Genomic DNA, 19,474 nt, shown 5'->3' on the forward strand with positions numbered 1-19,474 from the left:
AATAGCAAGTAAATTTTGGTCTTATATAGAAGAGTTTAATATTTTTTGTTTAACCTCTTCAATATAAGACCTTCCTATTACATACCTAAGTCCTTCTATTTCTACACTATTGCCTTCTACAGCATCTATTTTATCCATAGCAATGGTATAAGATCTATGTATTCTAATAAAATCGTTAGACGGTAATAAGTTTGTGAAATCCGATAGTGTACTGTGTATAATATATTTCCCCGTAAGGGTATTTATTTTTAAATAATCTTTTAACGATTCTACGGTTAAAATTTCATCTAAAAAAATCTTTTTCATTTTCTTCTTATCAATTTTAACAAAAAGGTAAGGCCTGTCGCTAGAGGTATCTGTTATAACTTTATTATTTTCTAATCTTTTGTTTACTTTGTTTAAGGCTTTCATAAACCTTGGGAATTCAATAGGTTTTATTAAATAATCTAGAACATCTAACTCGTAAGTTTCAACAGCAAATTCATCATAAGCAGTTGTAATTATTATAAGCGGAGGGTTTTCTAGGCTTTTAATAAAATTAAGACCATCAAGCACGGGCATATTGATATCCAAAAATATCACATCGACCGTATTACTTTTTAAAAAATTTAAACCGTCTATGGCATTACCAAAAGTATTTATTAGCTCGAAATCCTCAATCTGCTCTAAATAATTTTTAATGATATTTATAGCCAATGGTTCGTCGTCAATTATTAAGCACTTTACCTTCATTTATTCAAAATATTTTATGATACTTTTATTTTAAGTTTAACTACAAACATGTTATCATCATTTTTGATTTCTAGTTTATAATCATTTTTTTTATAACCTAAAGCTAATCTCTTTTTTACGTTTTCTAAACCAATTCCACTAGATTGGCTAAAGGAATCTTGGTGCTTGGTAATAACCGGCATAGGGTTAGAAATTGTAAAGTACAGAAAATCTTCTTTAATTGATAAATCAATCGTGATTTTAACTTCTCCAATATTTTTATGGACACCGTGTTTAAAAGCATTTTCTATAAATGTCAACATTAGAATTGGTGAGATTTCCTTATCTTCAATATCACCAGAAATAGACATATCTATCTCTAAATCATCATTATGGCGAACGCGTTCTAAGTCTAAATAATTTTGAATACAAATGATTTCATTTTCCAAAGATTGCCTTTTACCCTTTGTTTCATAAAGTAAATAGCGCATTAATTCAGCTAGCTTTAATATTATTTTAGGAGTCTTTTTTGAGTTTTCTACAGCTAAAGAATAAATATTATTAAGTGTGTTGAAGAAAAAATGAGGAGAGATTTGTGTTTTTAAGAATAATAATTCTGTTTCTAATTGTGCTTTTTCTAAATCTGCAACTCTTTTATGTTCCTCTAAAAAATCTAAAGTTATTTTAATGGCTGTAACGAATGTAATAACATAGAATTCGCCAAACATCATGTCTATTGTGTAGTTTAGAGTTAAGTTGTTTATAACTTCTGGTCCTTCTGGCCAAACATTCTGGCTCACCAGGAAATAAGTTAAATTAAACTTTACAAATACCATTACAAAAATGGCTGTTAGCATTAGTATAAAATAAGAAACATATCTTTTTTTTAATGCAAACATTGGCATAAGTACATAGATATTTAAATAACATAATATCATGTGGATTGGGAATCCTAGCGTGTTTGTTTTTAAAGAATATAGATATGGGAGTTTTATGGCTCCCTCGAAAGAAACATCGTTGAAGTAACTACCCCAGCGTAAAGTGTTTAGTGAAAAATACACTAGCCAGAAAAGAATATGATGCTTTAGCGATACTTTGTAAAGATGATTTGAGATAAATTGCACTTGGAATTTAAAATTTGAAGGTATTTTTTGATGTTTACCTTAGTTAATACGTTATCCGTCTAAATTACTTTCAATATTCGCTAAATTTATGAAAATTTAATGTATTAAACCGTTTAAATCATTTTATGAAAAACATTACACTATTCTTTTTGTCAATTGTTTTTATTACAAGTTGCAATAAAAAAACAGAAAAAAAGACTTCTATTAATGATTTTGCTATCAAACATGTAAATCCTTTTATAGGTACTGGAGGTCATGGACATACTTACCCTGGTGCAACCGTTCCTTTTGGAATGTTACAAGTAAGTCCTGTAAATGGTATAAGTAGTTGGGATTGGTGTTCTGGTTATCATTATTCAGATTCTATTGCTATAGGATTTAGTCATTTAAGCTTAAGCGGAACAGGTATTGGCGATTTAGCCGATATTTTATTTATGCCTATAAATAAAGAAGTCGATATATCTAAAACACCTAAAAGCCGTGACTCTTTAAGTTATAAATCAACTTACAGTCATGAAAATGAAACTGCAACTCCAGGATATTATCAAGTTTTTCTTGAAGATCACAATATAAATGTAGAGTTAACTACAGCGTTAAGAACTGCTTATCATAAATATACATTTAAAGAAGCCGATACACAAGCTGTAGTAGTAGATTTAGGTTTTGGTATTAATTGGGATAAAGCAACGAGCTCATCTATAAACATTGAGGACAATTACACTATAAGCGGGTATCGCTTTAGTACAGGTTGGGCAAAAAATCAAAAAGTATTTTTTGTTGCTAAATTTTCTAAACCTATTGCAAAGTATAATTTAGTTACCAATAATAATACCGTGCAAAAAAGTATTGCAGAAGGAGTGAAAACAGCAACACAATTGTTTTTCGAAGCAGGAGAAACTAATGAATTACTTGTAAAAGTTTCACTTTCATCGGTGAGTGTAGAAAATGCAAAAGGTAATTTAGATACTGAAGGTTTTAATTTTGAAGCCATAAAAGCAACTGCCGAAAATACTTGGGAAGAAGCCTTATCGAAAATAAAAGTAGAAACCTCAATTGATTCTTTAAAGACTATTTTTTATACCGCTATGTACCATGCGCAATTGGCTCCGGTTACATATAGCGATAAAAACGGACAATTTAGAAAAGAGAATGATAGTATTGAAACTGCCTTAGATTATACAGCGTATTCCACCCTCTCTCTTTGGGATACGTTTAGGGCAGAACATCCATTGTTAACATTAATTGCGCCAGATAAAGTTTCGGATATTACGAATACGATGTTGGCATATTATGAAACAAAAAAGATTCTTCCAGTTTGGACGCTTTATGCTAACGAAACCAATACCATGACGGGTTACCATTCTATACCTGTAATTGTTGAAGCTTATTTAAAAGGTATTAAAGGTTTCGATGCTGAAAAGGCTTACGAGGCTATGAAAACAACAATGATGCAAGATGAAAGAGGTTTGAAGTTTTACAAAGAATTTGGATATATCCCTTATAATTTACTGGATGAATCTGTAACCATAACATTAGAGTATGCTTACGATGATTGGTGTGTTGCGCAAATGGCACAAGCATTAGGTAAAACTGAGGACTATAATTATTTTTTAGAGCGTTCTAACGCTTATAAATATTTATTTGATTCTGAAACAGGTTTTATGAGAGGTAAAGCTGAAGATGGAAAATCTTGGCACACACCTTTCGATCCAAAATATTCTAACCATAGAGAACATACAGATTATACCGAAGGTAACGCATGGCAGCACAGTTGGTTTGTGCCTCATAATGTTGATAATTTTATAGAACTACACGGCAGCAACGATATTTTTACAGACCGATTAGAGCAATTATTTACAGAAAGTTCAGAAATTACTGGTAGTAACACATCTGCAGATATTTCAGGTTTAATAGGTCAATATGCGCATGGTAACGAACCTAGTCATCATATCGCTTACATGTTTAATCATGCTGATAAACCTTGGCGAACGCAATACTGGTCGCGCTATATTATGGATACGCAATACAATACAACACCAAATGGATTGAGTGGTAATGAAGATTGTGGGCAAATGAGTGCATGGTATGCCTTAAGTTCCATAGGTCTATATCCCATGAATCCTGCATCTACCGAATACGAAATTGGAAGCCCTATTTTTGATAAAGCAACACTTACTGTTTCAGATAATGAAACATTTACTATTGAAGCAGAAAACGTTTCAGATAAAAATATTTACATACAGTCAGCAACATTAAACGGCGAATTATTTAGCCAATCGTCAATTTCTCACAAAACTATATGGCAAGGTGGTACACTTCATTTCGTAATGGGGAATAGACCAAACAAAACATGGGGAATTAACAAAAACAGCAATAAATAATGCATAGTATAGATGTTATAATAATTGTACTCTATATCCTATTAACGCTTGGAGTTGGTATCTGGATATCTAAACGTGCATCAAAAGGATTGAGTTCTTATTTCTTAGGAGGAAAAAGTATAAAATGGTATTATTTAGGTTTAAGTAATGGATCTGGGATGTTTGATGTTTCTGGAACTGCTTGGATGGTTGGTTTGCTATTTCTTTACGGAGCAAAGAGTTTTATGTTTATGTGGATGTGGCCTATTTGGAACCAAATTTTTATTATGGTGTTTCTTGCCGTTTGGATAAGGCGTTCTAATATCATGACAGGGTCCGAGTGGATTTTAACACGTTTTGGAGATGATAGAGCAGGGCGAGCTTCACACTTAATCGTTGCCATTTTTGCTATTGTAGCATCGGTAGGTTTCATAGCATATTTTTTTGAAGGGGTAGGTAAATTTATGTCTGTTATTCTACCTTGGGATATTTCTTTAATAATAAACGAAGCTGTTTTGCTAACATCTAGTCAGAATTATGCTTTAATCATAATATTTTTAACCACTATTTATACCATAAAAGGTGGTATGTTTTCGGTTGTAGCAACAGAGGTTTTACAATATGGTATTATGGTACTCTCTGGGATTTTAATAGCTGTTTATGCATTTATTTCGGTTAGCGATGCAGAAATTAACAATATCATTTCAACAGAATGGAGTACCATATTTTTCGGAAATACTATTGAAGGATCGTGGTCGGGTAAACTTACAGCCTTTAATGATTTGGTAGATACGCAAGGCTATAAAATGTTTGGTGCTTTTATTGGTATGTGTTTGTTTAAGGGCTTTTTTGCAAGTATTGCTGGGCCAACACCAAGTTATGATATGCAACGTATTTTGTCGACTAGGTCGGTAAAAGAAGCAGCTTACATGAGTGGTTTTACAAATCTTATTTTATTTATACCGCGCTACTTACTTATTGGTGGTATTGTTGTTTTAGCTTTAGTGCATTTAGCACCATCTATGGCAGTATCTCCAACGTTAAGTCTAAACGATTTGGAAATTATTTTACCTAACGTAATTAATAATCATGTGCCTGTTGGTATCAAAGGGTTATTACTTGCAGGGCTTTTAGCAGCGTTTATGTCTACCTTTTCAGCATTTGTTAATTCTGGGCCAGCTTATGTTGTAAACGATATTTATAAAAAATACTATAAACCAGAAGCGGAAGAGTCTCATTACATAAAAGCGAGTCATATTACATCGTTTGTTATTGTGATTTTCGGTGTTATTATGGGGTTTTTCGCAGAGTCTATCAATGCAATAACACTTTGGATAACAAGTGCACTTTATGGTGGTTACGTGGCATCGAATTTCTTAAAATGGATTTGGTGGCGTTTTAACGGTTGGGGTTATTTTTGGGGGATGACTTCTGGGTTAATTATAGCAACATTACAGTTTTTGTTAGATATGAATAAAGCTAATTTTGAGGTTGGTTCTTGGTTATATTACTGCGCTCATATTCCTGTTATTTATATTTTTCCAATCATATTTGCAGTATCTTTATTAGGTTCGTTTTTAGGAACGTTTTTAACACCAGCTACTAATATGAAAACATTAAAAGCATTTTATTTTAATGTTCGTCCATGGGGATGGTGGAAACCCGTTTTAAATGAACTTAAAAAAGATGATAACACCGTAACCAAAAACAGTGATTTTACAGCAGATATGTTAAATTGCGTTGTTGGTATTGTTTGGCAATCTAGTATGGTTTTATTGCCTATTTATTTTATGATTAGGGATTATCCTAAAACATTAATAGCATTGTCTGTTTTTGTAATAACTACGGTTATTCTAAAATTTACATGGTTAGATAAAGTTCGAAAACTTCCAGATACGGACGATTCGATTTCTATAGAAAATTAATTCAAAAATTAATAAGAATGAAGCAAATACCTTGGCAAGATAAACCAAGTAACAGTAACGATGTTATGTGGCGCTATAGCGAAAACCCTATTATAGATAGATATGCTATCCCGTCGTCTAATAGTATTTTTAACAGTGCAGTAGTTCCATTTGAAGATGGCTTTGCTGGTGTTTTTCGTTGTGATAATAAAGCCGTGCAAATGAATATTTTTGCAGGTTTTAGTAAAGATGGTATCAATTGGGATATAGAACATGAACCTATTAAAATGCAGGCTGGAAATACCGAAATGATAGATTCTGATTATAAGTACGACCCTCGTGTTGTTTTTATAGAAGATCGTTATTGGATTACCTGGTGTAATGGGTATAATGGTCCAACAATTGGTATTGGATATACTTTCGATTTTAAAGAGTTTTTTCAGTGTGAAAATGCTTTTTTACCTTTCAATAGAAATGGTGTTTTGTTTCCGAAGAAAATAAACGGTAAATATGCTATGTTAAGCAGGCCAAGTGATAATGGTCATACCCCTTTTGGTGATATTTATATAAGTTATAGTCCAGATATGAAATATTGGGGAGAACATCGTTGTGTTATGAAGGCGTCTAACTTTGAGGATAGCGCTTGGCAATGCACAAAAATTGGAGCAGGACCAATACCCATTCTAACAGATGAAGGTTGGTTAATGCTATATCATGGTGTTATCAATACGTGTAATGGATTTAGATATGCTATGGGCTCTGCGCTTTTAGATGAAAACGAACCCGATAAAGTTAAATATAGAACACAACCTTATTTATTAGGTCCAGCAGAACCTTACGAGCAAATTGGAGATGTGCCAAACGTGGTATTCCCATGTGCTGCTTTACATGATGTTCAAGAAGATAAATTAGCCGTTTATTATGGTGCAGCAGATACTGTTGTAGCTTTAGCGTTTGGTAAACTTAGCGAGGTTATAGAGTTTACAAAAAATAATAGTTTATAAAATAAAATGCATGCAGGTTAAGGTGAAATTTTTATGGGTACTATTATGTAGCATATCGGCTATTAGCTGTGCACAGGAAAAAGCAGATATTATTCCACAAACATATACCGCTTATAAAACTTCAGAAAAAATTATTATAGATGGTGAAGATCATGATGTAGCTTGGAGTAAAGTATCTTGGACTAATCCTTTTATTGATATTGAAGGCAAAAAACATCCCAAGTATAAAACGGAAGTTAAAATGTTGTGGGACGACACCTATTTTTATGTGTTAGCCAAAATGGAAGAACCACATGTTTGGGGAGATATCACTAAACGCGATGCAATTATTTTTCATAATAATGATTTTGAAATTTTTGTAGATCCAACCGGAGATACACATAATTACTATGAACTTGAAATAAACGCACTAAACACCGCATGGGATTTATTTGTAAGCAAACCTTACAGAAATACCAATGTTGTATTGAACGATTGGAATATTACAGGTTTAAAATCTGCAGTAAAAGTTAACGGCACCATCAATAACCCGAATGATATAGATACCGGTTGGGTTTTAGAAATAGCTATTCCTTGGGCAGCTTATAAAACGGGTTATTTTCATAAAAATGTGCCAACAGATAAGTTTTGGCGTGTTAATTTTTCCAGAGTGAATTGGGATCATCAAATTAACGATGGTAAATACGAAAGAAAAAAAGACACCAATGGTAAACTGCTACACGAATATAATTGGGTGTGGTCGCCAATGGGAGTTGTAAATATGCACGAACCTGAAAAATGGGCGTACGTTTTGTTTTCTTCAGAATTACCTAAAATCACAAATACGTTTGTTATTCCTCAAGATGATAAGGTGAAATGGGAATTATATAAATTATATAGAGTTCAAACCACAAATTTTAAAAAGCATAAAAAATACTTCACTTCAATAGACAGTTTAACAAACTCGCCAATTAAAGTAGAAGGAAAATTAATTACACCGACACTGGAAAACCATAGTACAGGATGGAATATTTCAACTAAAAGTCCGTTTACAAATAAAGTACTAACGGTTACAGAAGACGGTAAATTTATATCAAACTAAAATATCTCATGAAAGTATTAAAATTAGCAGTTTTAAGTCTACTATTAAGCGTAATGTCTTGCAACAATACAGTAAAAGAGACAGAAGTAAGTAAAACAGAAGACGTAACTACAGAGGCGGTAGCGAAATTCAAATATTGGAGCTGGATGAGTGTAGGAAATAAAAAATCTGATTCTGCATATACAGCGCATTTCAAAAAATTAAAAAATAATGGTTTCGATGCTGTTTTATTAAACACAGGTGCCGATCCAAAACTTTTAAAAAGGTTAACACCTATAGCAACAAAAGAGGGTTTAGAGGTTCATGCTTGGATGTTTACAACCAATAGACCTGGAGATTCTATAGCTCAACAACATCCAGAATGGTATATGGTAAGCAGAAGCGGAAAGTCTTGTTTTGTTAAAGAAGATAGACCTTATGTTGGTTATTATCAATGGTTATCACCAAGTCATCCAGATGCTAGAAAACATATTTTAAGTTTAGTTGAAGGTTTAGCTGAAGTTGAAGGTGTTGCCAGTGTCCATTTAGATTATATACGTTATCCAGATGTGTATTTACCAATTGGTTTGCTTCCTAAATATAATTTAGAACAAGAAGATGAAATGGCGGATTACGATTTCGATTATTCTGATGCTAGTGTCGAGAAGTTTATAGCACTTCATCATAAAGATCCAAGGAAAATGAAAAATCCTGCAATAGATATTGAGTGGAAAAATTTCCGTTTAAACGAAATAAAATCTTTAGTAAACGAAGCGTATACTATTGTACACGATCACAATAAAAAATTAAGTGCAGCCGTATTTCCTTACCCTGAAATGGCAGACCATATGGTGCGCCAACGTTGGGATAAATGGAATGTAGATATGGTTTTACCTATGATTTATTATAACTTCTATAATGAAGAATTAGATTGGATTGGTTATGCTACGAAACAAGGTGTTGAAGATTTAGAAGGCAGACCAACAGAATTACACACAGGTTTGTATACGCCAAAATTAAGTAATGCCGATTTAAAAGACGCTATTCAATTAGCTAAAGATAACGGTGCTGCGGGTGTTGCGTTTTTCGATGATTACAGTATGACGGAAGAACAATTCGAAATTATTAAAAATTCAAAAGAATAAATTATCATGAACAAAAGTGTTTATTTAGTTTTATTAATTGCTTGTTTTTATGCCTGCAAAAAAGAAAAACAAGACGAAACAAAACCAATAGCACTAACTTCTTTTGTAAATACATTTATAGGAACCGATGGGCCAGGTAATACATATCCTGGTGCTACGGTTCCTTTTGGTATGGTGCAATTAAGTCCAGATCATGGTATTCCTGGTTGGGATAGAATTTCGGGTTATTTTTATCAAGATTCTATAATTTCTGGTTTTTCGCATACACACCTTAGCGGAACAGGAGCGGGAGATATGTACGATATTCTTGTAATGCCAACCAATAGTCGATTCTCAGAAAAAATAAAAGACAATAATTTTAAACCATTTTCTAGTTTTTCGCATGAAGAAGAAACGGCTTCACCAGGTTATTATAGCGTGATGTTATCCGATTTTGGTATAAAAGCTGAGGTTACGGCAACAAGACGAACAGGTATTCACCAATATACATTTCCAAAGGATAGCTTATCACAAATTCATATTGATTTAGGGTATTCTTTAAATTGGGATAAGCCAACAGAAACATACTTTAATATCGTTGATGATACAACTATTGAAGGCTATAGAATGTCTAAAGGTTGGGCTAGAGATCAGCGTTTGTATTTTGTTATCAATCTTTCAAAACCATTTAAATCTTACACTTTATTAAGTAATGATGAAAAAGTTATTTCTCCTGTAAAAGGTGTGAATACAAAACTTATTCTTGATTTTAGTACTTCGGAAAACGAGAAGATAGTTTTAAAAACAGGATTATCAACAGGTAGTATTGATGGTGCTTACAAATCGATTTCGACAGAAGCACCAGATTTTAATTTTGAAACATATAAAAGCAAAGCCGATAGTATTTGGAATAACCAATTACAGAAAATAAAGATTGAAACGGACGATGTGGAAAAGAAAACTATTTTCTATACTATGTTGTACCAATCTATGTTAGCTCCTACTTTATTAAGTGATTTAAATGGCGACTATAAAGGTGCGAATGATACCATAATGAACGCTAAAGGTTACGATAGATATGATACTTTTTCTTTGTGGGATACCTATCGCGCAGCACATCCTTTACATACTATTTTACACCCAAAACGTGTATCTAGTATGGTGAATTCTTTATTAGCACATTATAATGAAACAGGGTTATTGCCCGTTTGGTCTATGCAAGGTAATGAAACTAATATGATGATTGGTTATCACGCCGTTCCCGTAATTGTAGATGCTTATTTTAAAGGGATCGAAGATTTTAATGTTGAATTAGCCTTTGAAGCTTGTAAAAAAAGCGCCATGGATAATACGCGGCAAATTGATGATTACATGAAATATGGTTTTGTTCCTATTGATGAAGATCATGAAAATTGGTCGGTATCAAAAACATTAGAATATGCTTATGATGATTGGTGTATTGCTCAATTTGCTAAAGATTTAGGAAAAGATGAGGATTATAAATATTTTTCTGAACGTGCTAATTACTGGAAAAATATATACGATTCTTCTAGTACATTTATGCGGCCAAAATATAAAAACGATAAATTTATTGAACATTTTATTCCAAAGGAATACACACCTTATTTTTGCGAAAGTAATGCTTGGCAATACGTTTGGTCGGTGCCACAGGATATAGAAACATTAATTGATACTATAGGAAGAGAAAAAGCTTTTGAGAAAAAATTAGATTCTATGTTTTCTTATTATCCTTTAGCTGAAGATAAACTACCTATATTTAGCACAGGAATGATTGGCCAATATGCACACGGAAACGAACCAAGCCACCATGTTGGGTATTTATACAACTACATTGGCAAGCCATGGAAAACACAAGAAAAAGTTAGAGAAATTTTACAAACACAGTATAAAAATGCACCTAATGGACATTGTGGAAATGAAGATTGCGGACAAATGTCATCCTGGTACATCTTTAGTAGTTTAGGTTTTTATCCAGTAAACCCAGCTCAAGGTGTTTATAGTTTTGGATCGCCATTATTTGATAAGGCGACAATTCATTTAGAGAATGGAAACATATTTACAGTTTCGGCTAACAATAATAGTGAGACTAATAAATATATTCAATCTATAACACTTAACGGGAAATCCATAAATCAAAGTTATATTACTCACAAAAATATTATGGAAGGTGGTAACTTAGTTTTTGTTATGGGAAGTGAGCCAAATAAGGACAATCAATTCCTAATGGCTCCATCATCAAAAGTGTTTAATTAACGATTATCATTTTATGTCAAGTAGAAGAAAATTTATAAAAAAGGCAGCATTAGGTTCTGTTGCTCTTAGCGCATTTAGTGCTTGTGGGGCTCAAGCAGCCGAAGCTATTTCAGCAAATAAAACAATACCATTAAAGCCGGTTAAAAAACCAGTAATAATTTCTACTTGGAACCATGGTTTGGCAGCAAATGAAGCTGCTTGGAATGCTTTGAAAATAGGTGATTCTGGAATCTCTGCGATTGAAACAGGTTTAAAAATATCTGAAGCAGATCCAAAAGTAAGAAGCGTTGGTTATGGAGGTCTTCCTGATAGAGAAGGCAAAGTAACGCTAGATGCTTGTATTATGGATCAAAATAGCGATTGTGGATCGGTATCTTTTTTGCAAGACATAAAACATCCTATTTCGGTGGCTAGAAAAGTTCTAGAAGAAACACCGCATGTTATGCTTACCGGTAAAGGCGCTCAAGATTTTGCATTAGCTCAAGGTTTTAAAAAGGAAAATTTATTGACGGCCGAATCTGAAAAAGCTTGGAAAAACTGGTTAGAGAAATCTAAATACCAACCCGTAATAAATATAGAGAATCACGATACCATAAGTATGCTAATTATTGATGCCGATGGTAATTTATCTGGAGGTTGTACAACGAGTGGCGCAGCATGGAAAATGCATGGTCGCGTTGGCGATTCTCCCATAATTGGTGCAGGTTTGTTTTTAGATAATGAGGTTGGTGGAGCAGCAGCTACAGGTTTGGGAGAAGCTGTAATTAGAACAGCAGGGAGCGCTATGGTTGTAGAATTAATGCGCCAAGGAAAATCGCCAAACGAAGCTTGTAAAATTATTGTAGAGCGTATTTACAATAAGCACAAAAACCATAAAGACATGCCTTATCTTCAGGTTGGTTTTATTGCGGTAAATAAGCAAGGTGAATACGGTGGTTATAGTTTACGTGGTGGTTTTAATTTTGCCATTTGTGATGGTGAGAATGGGAATAGAATGGAAAAGCCAGACTTTAAGATGACTTGGAAAGATTAAATACATAGAAATTAAAAGACCTTTTACTTCCAATGATGAAATGGAATTGAGAGGTTTTTTTATTTTTGGTAATTGGGAATCAAGAAGATATTTAAAAGTAAACTTATCCAAAAATACTGATAACATTAATTTCTTATGAAAAACAAACTTCTTATAATATCGATTTTAATCAATGTTTTTATTTTAGAAGCACAAGAGTTTACAAAATTTGTTAATCCGTTTATAGGAACATCAAATTTTGGTGCTACAAATCCTGGAGCTATTGCGCCAAGAGGTATGGTAAGTGTATCGCCTTTTAATGTTGCGGGAAAACAAAACACTTTAGAAAAAGATAGCAGATGGTTGTCTAATCCCTACGTAAATGAGAACACATTTTTAACAGGATATTCTCATGTTAATTTAAGTGGAGTGGGTTGTCCAGATTTGGGTGTTATTTTATTGATGCCAACTACTGGTGAACTAGAAACAAATTATTTAAAATACGGGAGTGCATATACAAACGAAATAGCCAAAGCTGGTTACTATTCTAATGTTTTAACTAGGTATAAAATTAAAGTAGAAACAACGGCTACCACTAGAACAGGTATCTCTAGATATACATTTCCTAAAGGTAAATCGAATATATTATTGAATCTTGGATTAGGGTTAACCAATGAAGAAGGCGCGGCCATTAAAATTGTATCACCAACAGAAGTTGAAGGTATTAGAACTGTAGGATCGTTTTGTTATTATAAACCAGAGGAAGCTTATCCTGTTTATTTTGTTGCAAAATTTAGTAAACCTGCAGAATCTTTTGGCGTTTGGAAAACACCGCGTAAATATAAAGGAGCCGAAGCAGAATGGATGCCTTATAATGGGAAACCAAGAATAATGGAAGGCTACCGTAAGGAAGTTTTAGGTGATAGTATTGGAAGTTATTTTAGTTACAATTTTGATAAACCCACACAAGTAGAAGTGAAAATAGGCGTATCGTACGTAAGTATAGAGAATGCCAGAGAGAATTTAGAAAAGGAAACGCAAGAATTTACTTTTGAAGATTTACAGAAACAAAGTGAGTCTAATTGGGAAAAGCAGCTATCTAAAATTAAAGTAGAAGGTGGTACTCTAGATGATAAAACCATATTTTATACAGCATTATATCACACCTTAATTCATCCTAATATTCTTAACGATTTTAATGGTGAATATCCGAAAATGTCAACTCGCGAAACATTAAAAACTGAGAATACGCGTTTTACTGTGTTTTCTTTTTGGGATACGTATAGAAACCTGCATGCGTTGATGTCTTTGGTGTATCCGAAGCAACAATCGGATATGGTTAAAAGTATGCTTGATATTTATGACGAAAGTGGTTGGCTTCCAAAATGGGAACTAAATGCTACTGAAACCACAACAATGGTTGGTGATCCTGCAGGTATAATTCTAACCGATACCTATTTAAAAGGCATCACCGATTTTGATGTTGAAAAAGCATACGAAGCGATGGTGAAAAGTGCCGATGCTTTAGAAAATAATCCGTTGCGCCCTGGTATTAAACCTTATATAGAAAAAGGTTATTTAACAAGCCAACAAATTGGTTCTGTATCTACAACTCAAGAATATAATGCTACAGATTTTTCTATAGCGTTACTAGCAAAATCATTGGGTAAAAAAGAAGATTATAAACGGTTCTCTAAACGTTCTATTTCTTACCGATCTTTATTTGATAAGAACCTAAAACTTTTACGTCCGCGAAATGCAGATGGTTCTTGGTATGAACCTTTCGACCCTTTAGCTGGAGCAAATTTTACTAAAAATATTGGTTTTATAGAAGGAAATGCTTGGCAATATGCGTTTATGGTTTCGCATGATATAAAAGGATTAATGAAATTAATGGGCGGACAAAAAGCATTTAGTAATCAGCTTCAAAAAGTATTTAGCACAAACCAATTCGATATGGCAAATGAACCAGATATAGCCTATCCTTATTTGTTTAATTATGTTAAAGGGGAAGAATGGCGTACTCAGAAAATGGTAAATGAATTAATGGAAAAATATTTCCAAAACAAACCCGCTGGCCTCCCTGGAAATGATGATACAGGTACTATGTCTGCCTGGTTAATTTATAGTATGATGGGGATTTACCCAGTATCTCCAGGAGAGCCTATTTACACGATATCTACACCTGTTTTCGATAAAATCACTATTACATTAGATTCTAATTACTATAAAGGGGAAACCTTGGTTATTGAAAAAGAAGGGATTAAGAATGGTGTTATAAATAATATTCAACTCGATGGTAAAACGCATAAAAGCTACTTTATAAACCATTCAGATTTAATAAAAGGTTCTAAATTAAAAATCAATTTAAAATGAAAGTCAGGTCAATAGTTTTATTCATTCTTCTAATAAGTGTTTCAATTTCTTTTTCGCAAAACAAAATAGAAAAAGTAATATTTAAAGATCAAATAATAAATTATGGAAAGACAACGGTTGATGACCCTGAAATTATTAGACTGCAAGGTGGTCGAGTTATTTTAAAGAAAGTTACCGTTCCAAAATTTAAAAAAGGAACAGACGTTAATATTAAATTATCGCTACGTTCTAATGGTGATAAATGGGACAAATCGGGTTCTTGCTTTGTAATTACAAATCCAGATGATATTTCATTTTTAAATATAGCAGAGGCTAAAGCGGAATTTCCTAAGGATTCTTATGTTAATGAAAAACATGGAGGAGTTAAAGCAACCGAAAATTATAAACCTGTTGTTGAATTATTAAGGTTTATGACGCCTTTTGGTGTTGGACATTATAGTAACGATAAGGTTAAACATAGAAAACCTGTTTATGTACCAAAATGGGAAAAGGAAGTGGTTTGGAATGAAGATATATCAGATTTAGAAAGTATTGTTAGCGATACTTTCTATGTAGGTGTTTGGATTGATACTTGGACCAAAGTAGGTTATAAAATAGATTTGAGTCTTAGTTATTCTGGTAGACCAAAAACGCAGCGAAACGTAATACCGTTAATAAATGTGGTGAGCTATGTTAAAGGTCAAGCTTTACCTTATTTTTTTGCTGAAGGACCTCTAGAATATACTTTCAACTTAGATAAAAATATAAAAAACGCAAAACTTCATTATATAACTACAGGTCATGGTGGGCATAGTGGTGGCGATGAATTTATAAAAATAAAGAACAGCGTTTTATTTAATGAGAAAACGGTAATCGATACAATTCCTTGGAGAGATGATTGTGCTTCGTTTAGACGTTTTAACCCTACTTCTGGTGTTTGGTTACGAAAAGACTCAACCTATTATAGGGACCGAAAAGCAAAAACCTACAAAATTAAAGAAATAGAAGAACGTCTTGCTTCTTCAGATTTATCTAGATCTAACTGGTGTCCAGGCTCTAAAGTGACACCTTATGTTGCAGAGTTAGGCGATTTAAAACTTGGTGAGCAAAATTTAACTATAAGTATTCCCGCTACAAAAGCGGAAAAAGATAAGACTAACCATTGGTTAGTTTCTGCCTACATCACTTACGAGAGATAAAATAACATTAATTTAAAATGTTTTTAACCAACGCCTTTTTAGAATTGTTATTCGTCGAACTAATTTCTTGGTTTTCTTTAAAGTCAGTTACTTTATGGTAAGTTTATTTGAAGTTTAGTTTTGTTTTATTTTAAGTCTAAGGGAGGATCCTCATAACGTCCTCCCTTTTCTTAAAAGAATAAAATAGTTTTCTACTAACTTAGTATTTGTTTCAATACATTATAACATCTAATTTAGTCAACAATTAAAACTATCTGCAAAATTCAAAAAAACAATTAATCGACTAAAGAATTAGAATGGGAACCAACCATTAGATTTTTTGTATTTTTTTTTATTTATTCAGATTTAATAATAAAAATCAAAAAAAATATGCAATCACCAAAAAAAAGTAATCTAGTTCCAATCGTTATTATAGCGAGTTTGTTTTTCATTTTTGGATTCGTTACCTGGATCAACGGGGCGTTAATTCCTTTCATGAAAACCATAAACGAATTAACAGATGCGCAATCTTATTTAGTCGCTTCTGCATCTTACATCTCTTTCGTTTTAATGGCATTGCCAGCATCTTATATATTAAATAAGATAGGTTATAAAAAAGGTATGTCTTTGGGCTTAATTATTATGGGTATAGGTGCTTTACTTTTTATACCTGCAGCCGAAGCTAGAACTTACTGGGTATTTTTAACAGGTATTTTTATTCAAGGTGTTGGTATGACGCTTTTACAAACAGCTGCCAACCCATACATCACAATTTTAGGCCCAATGGAAAGTGGAGCGAAACGTATTGCTATTATGGGAATAGCAAACAAAACTGCAGGAGCTTTAGGATCTTTGATTTTTGGTGCATTATTACTATCGGGTATAGATGAAGTTAAGGATAAATTAGGAAGCGTTTCTTTAGAAGAGAAAAATGTACTTTTAGATACTATGGCCGATAGCGTATTTATGCCTTATTTAATTATGGCTATCGTTCTTTTTGTATTGGGTGTTTTAATTAGAATGGCTCCATTACCAGATGTTGAAGCAGAAGACTCAGAGGGTACAATAGAAGGTAAAAGCACTAAAACTAGTATCTTTCAATTCCCACATTTATGGTTAGGTGTTTTAGCCTTATTTGTATATGTAGGCGCAGAAGTAATTGCTGGAGATACTATTATATCTTACGGAATCTCATTAGGCTTTACAGGAGAAGAAGCTAAGTATTTTACAACATACACCCTTATGGCCATGGTAGCAACTTATGCATTAGGTGTGTTTTTAATTCCAAAATACGTTAAACAAAAAACAGCTTTAATAGCAAGTGCAATACTTGGTATTGTATTTAGTTTATGTATTTTATTCACTACAGGTTTCACTTCTATTCTGTTTGTAGCCGCTTTAGGTATTGCAAATGCCTTAGTTTGGCCAGCTATTTGGCCTTTAACATTGGAAGGTTTAGGGAAATTTACAAAAACCGCTTCTGCCTTATTAATTATGGCAATTTCAGGTGGTGCAATTATTCCACCACTATACGGAAGAATTGTAGATGCTAATAAAAACGAACTAATATTAAGTGGTATAGACCAAGTACAAGCAACTTCAAGCGCTGCAACAAGTAGTTATTGGATCTTAATTCCTTGTTACGCTCTTATTTTGTTCTTTGCTGTTTGGGGACACAAAATTGGAAAGAAATAAATATCTCATAGAATAACAAACATTAACAATTCAATTGATAAAAATGGCAAAATACATTCTAAATACAACAAAACTGAATAATTCCTACTTGGTAGTTTTATCGGTTTTCATGTTATGCTTTAGCTGTAAAGATGAAGCTAAAGTTGAAGTTGAAACTCCTCAAAAACCAAATATTGTTTTTATAATGAGTGATGACCATGCCTACCAAGCTATTAGTGCTTACGGTCATGGATTAAACAACACGCCGAATATTGATAGAATTGCTAAAGAAGGTGCTATTTTTAATAAAGGTTTTGTAAATAATTCAATTTGCGCACCAAGTAGAGCAGCAATTCTTACTGGTAAACATAGTTTTAAAAATGGTAAAGTAGATAATATTCGTCCTTTTAATTGGGATCAAGATAACTTCGCTAAAGCATTGCAAAAAAACGGATATGAAACAGCCTTAGTAGGCAAAATTCATTTAGATGGTTTACCACAAGGCTTCGATTATTCTAATGTACTTCCTGGTCAAGGGCAATACTACTCGCCAGATTTTATAGAGAATGGTGTTAAGAAAACATATCCAGGTTACATTACCCATGTAACTACAGATATCGCTTTAGATTGGTTAGATACTAAGCGCGAAAAAGACAAGCCATTTTTGTTAATGTATCATCAAAAAGCACCGCATAGAACATGGATGCCAGAAGAAAAGTACTTGACTTTAATGGATAGTATAACATTCGATCCGCCTGCAAATTTCTTTGATGATTATGAAGACAGACCTGCAGCAGCTGGACAAGAAATGAGTATCTATAAAGACATGGATTTGGTTTACGATTTAAAAATGCTTGATAAGGAAGGCGAGCTTAAAACGAAATATAGAAGTATGTTTCAAAAGAGGTACGATAGAATGACCAATGAGCAAAAAGTCGCTTGGGATGCTTATTACGATCCTATTATTGCCGATTTTAAATCTAAAAACCTTGAAGGGAAAGATTTAGCTGTTTGGAAATATAACCGATACATGCACGACTACCTTAGAACAATACAATCTGTGGATGACGGTGTTGGTCAAGTTTTGGATTATTTAAAAGAGAACGGTTTAGAAGAAAATACAATTGTTGTTTACACATCAGATCAAGGGTTTTATCTAGGAGAACACGGTTGGTTCGATAAACGCTTTATGTATGAAGAGTCTTTTAGAACACCTATTTTAATGAAATACCCGAAAGAAATAAAAGCGGGAACAGTAATTGATGAGTTAGTACAAAATATTGATTTTGCTCCAACATTTTTAGATTACGCAGGTGTAGATATTGATAAAAGCATACAAGGAGAATCGTTGAGACAATTAGTAAATGGTGAAGCTAGTGAATGGCGAGATGCTATTTATTACACATTCTATGAGTATCCTGCGGAACACAAAGTAAAGCGTCATTATGGAGTAAGAACAGATCGTTATAAGTTGATTCATTTTTATTATGATATTGATAAATGGGAACTGTATGATTTAAAAAAAGATCCAACAGAAATGCATAATGTTTATGAAGACACTGAATATGCTTCTGTGAAGGAAGATATGCACAAGCAACTTGAGAAAATGAGAACAAAGTATGGTGATAGCGATGCTTTGAATGAAGAAAATTTGCAACGCTATTTAAGCGCTAAAAATATACACTAATAAAAGC

Annotated in this window: 13 protein-coding genes; 11 read left to right on the plus strand and 2 right to left on the minus strand. The window is 33.0% G+C overall.

Features of this window, described 5'->3' with window-relative positions; translation table 11 throughout:
• Positions 1-21: 21 nt before the first annotated feature.
• Both M4I23_RS12130 and M4I23_RS12135 read right to left on the minus strand, forming a co-directional pair.
• On the minus strand, positions 22-732 hold the full coding sequence (locus tag M4I23_RS12130) for a LytTR family DNA-binding domain-containing protein (RefSeq protein WP_158850774.1): 711 nt from the start codon (positions 730-732) through the stop codon (positions 22-24).
• Between the two features lie 14 nt (positions 733-746).
• Entirely contained in the window at positions 747-1,568 is an 822-nt protein-coding gene (locus tag M4I23_RS12135; protein ID WP_306799993.1) for a sensor histidine kinase, read from the minus strand.
• Between the two features lie 392 nt (positions 1,569-1,960).
• Between M4I23_RS12135 and M4I23_RS12140 the strand changes: the two genes are divergently transcribed.
• From M4I23_RS12140 to M4I23_RS12190, 11 genes are all read left to right on the plus strand, one after another.
• A complete protein-coding gene (locus M4I23_RS12140) occupies positions 1,961-4,216 on the plus strand; it encodes a GH92 family glycosyl hydrolase (protein ID WP_249754553.1) in 2,256 nt (751 codons plus the stop codon).
• A complete protein-coding gene (locus M4I23_RS12145; protein ID WP_158850770.1) occupies positions 4,216-6,120 on the plus strand; it encodes a sodium:solute symporter family protein in 1,905 nt (634 codons plus the stop codon). The genes M4I23_RS12140 and M4I23_RS12145 overlap by 1 nt, the downstream gene beginning before the upstream one ends.
• 17 nt (positions 6,121-6,137) lie before the next feature.
• Positions 6,138-7,103, plus strand: a complete 966-nt coding sequence (locus M4I23_RS12150) for a glycoside hydrolase family 130 protein (protein ID WP_158850768.1) — start codon at positions 6,138-6,140, stop codon at positions 7,101-7,103.
• A 10-nt stretch (positions 7,104-7,113) separates the two neighbouring features.
• Positions 7,114-8,184, plus strand: coding sequence for a carbohydrate-binding family 9-like protein (locus tag M4I23_RS12155; RefSeq protein ID WP_249754554.1), 1,071 nt, complete (start codon positions 7,114-7,116; stop codon positions 8,182-8,184).
• Between the two features lie 8 nt (positions 8,185-8,192).
• A complete protein-coding gene (locus M4I23_RS12160; protein ID WP_249754555.1) occupies positions 8,193-9,308 on the plus strand; it encodes a family 10 glycosylhydrolase in 1,116 nt (371 codons plus the stop codon).
• Positions 9,309-9,314: 6 nt separating this feature from the next.
• Positions 9,315-11,561, plus strand: coding sequence for a GH92 family glycosyl hydrolase (locus M4I23_RS12165; RefSeq protein ID WP_249754556.1), 2,247 nt, complete (start codon positions 9,315-9,317; stop codon positions 11,559-11,561).
• A gap of 13 nt (positions 11,562-11,574) precedes the next feature.
• Entirely contained in the window at positions 11,575-12,594 is a 1,020-nt protein-coding gene (locus tag M4I23_RS12170; RefSeq protein WP_249754557.1) for a N(4)-(beta-N-acetylglucosaminyl)-L-asparaginase, read from the plus strand.
• A 135-nt stretch (positions 12,595-12,729) separates the two neighbouring features.
• Positions 12,730-14,949: a GH92 family glycosyl hydrolase gene (locus M4I23_RS12175; RefSeq protein WP_249754558.1), complete on the plus strand. Its 2,220-nt coding sequence runs from the start codon at positions 12,730-12,732 to the stop codon at positions 14,947-14,949.
• Positions 14,946-16,127, plus strand: a complete 1,182-nt coding sequence (locus M4I23_RS12180; protein ID WP_249754559.1) for a PNGase F N-terminal domain-containing protein — start codon at positions 14,946-14,948, stop codon at positions 16,125-16,127. Before M4I23_RS12175 ends, M4I23_RS12180 begins: the two co-directional genes overlap by 4 nt.
• A gap of 369 nt (positions 16,128-16,496) precedes the next feature.
• Positions 16,497-17,801: a sugar MFS transporter gene (locus tag M4I23_RS12185; protein WP_249754560.1), complete on the plus strand. Its 1,305-nt coding sequence runs from the start codon at positions 16,497-16,499 to the stop codon at positions 17,799-17,801.
• 43 nt (positions 17,802-17,844) lie between these two features.
• Entirely contained in the window at positions 17,845-19,467 is a 1,623-nt protein-coding gene (locus M4I23_RS12190) for a sulfatase (RefSeq protein WP_249754561.1), read from the plus strand.
• Positions 19,468-19,474: the final 7 nt, after the last annotated feature.

Origin of the sequence: Algibacter sp. L4_22, assembly GCF_023473045.1 — a bacterium.
GTDB lineage: Bacteria > Bacteroidota > Bacteroidia > Flavobacteriales > Flavobacteriaceae > Algibacter.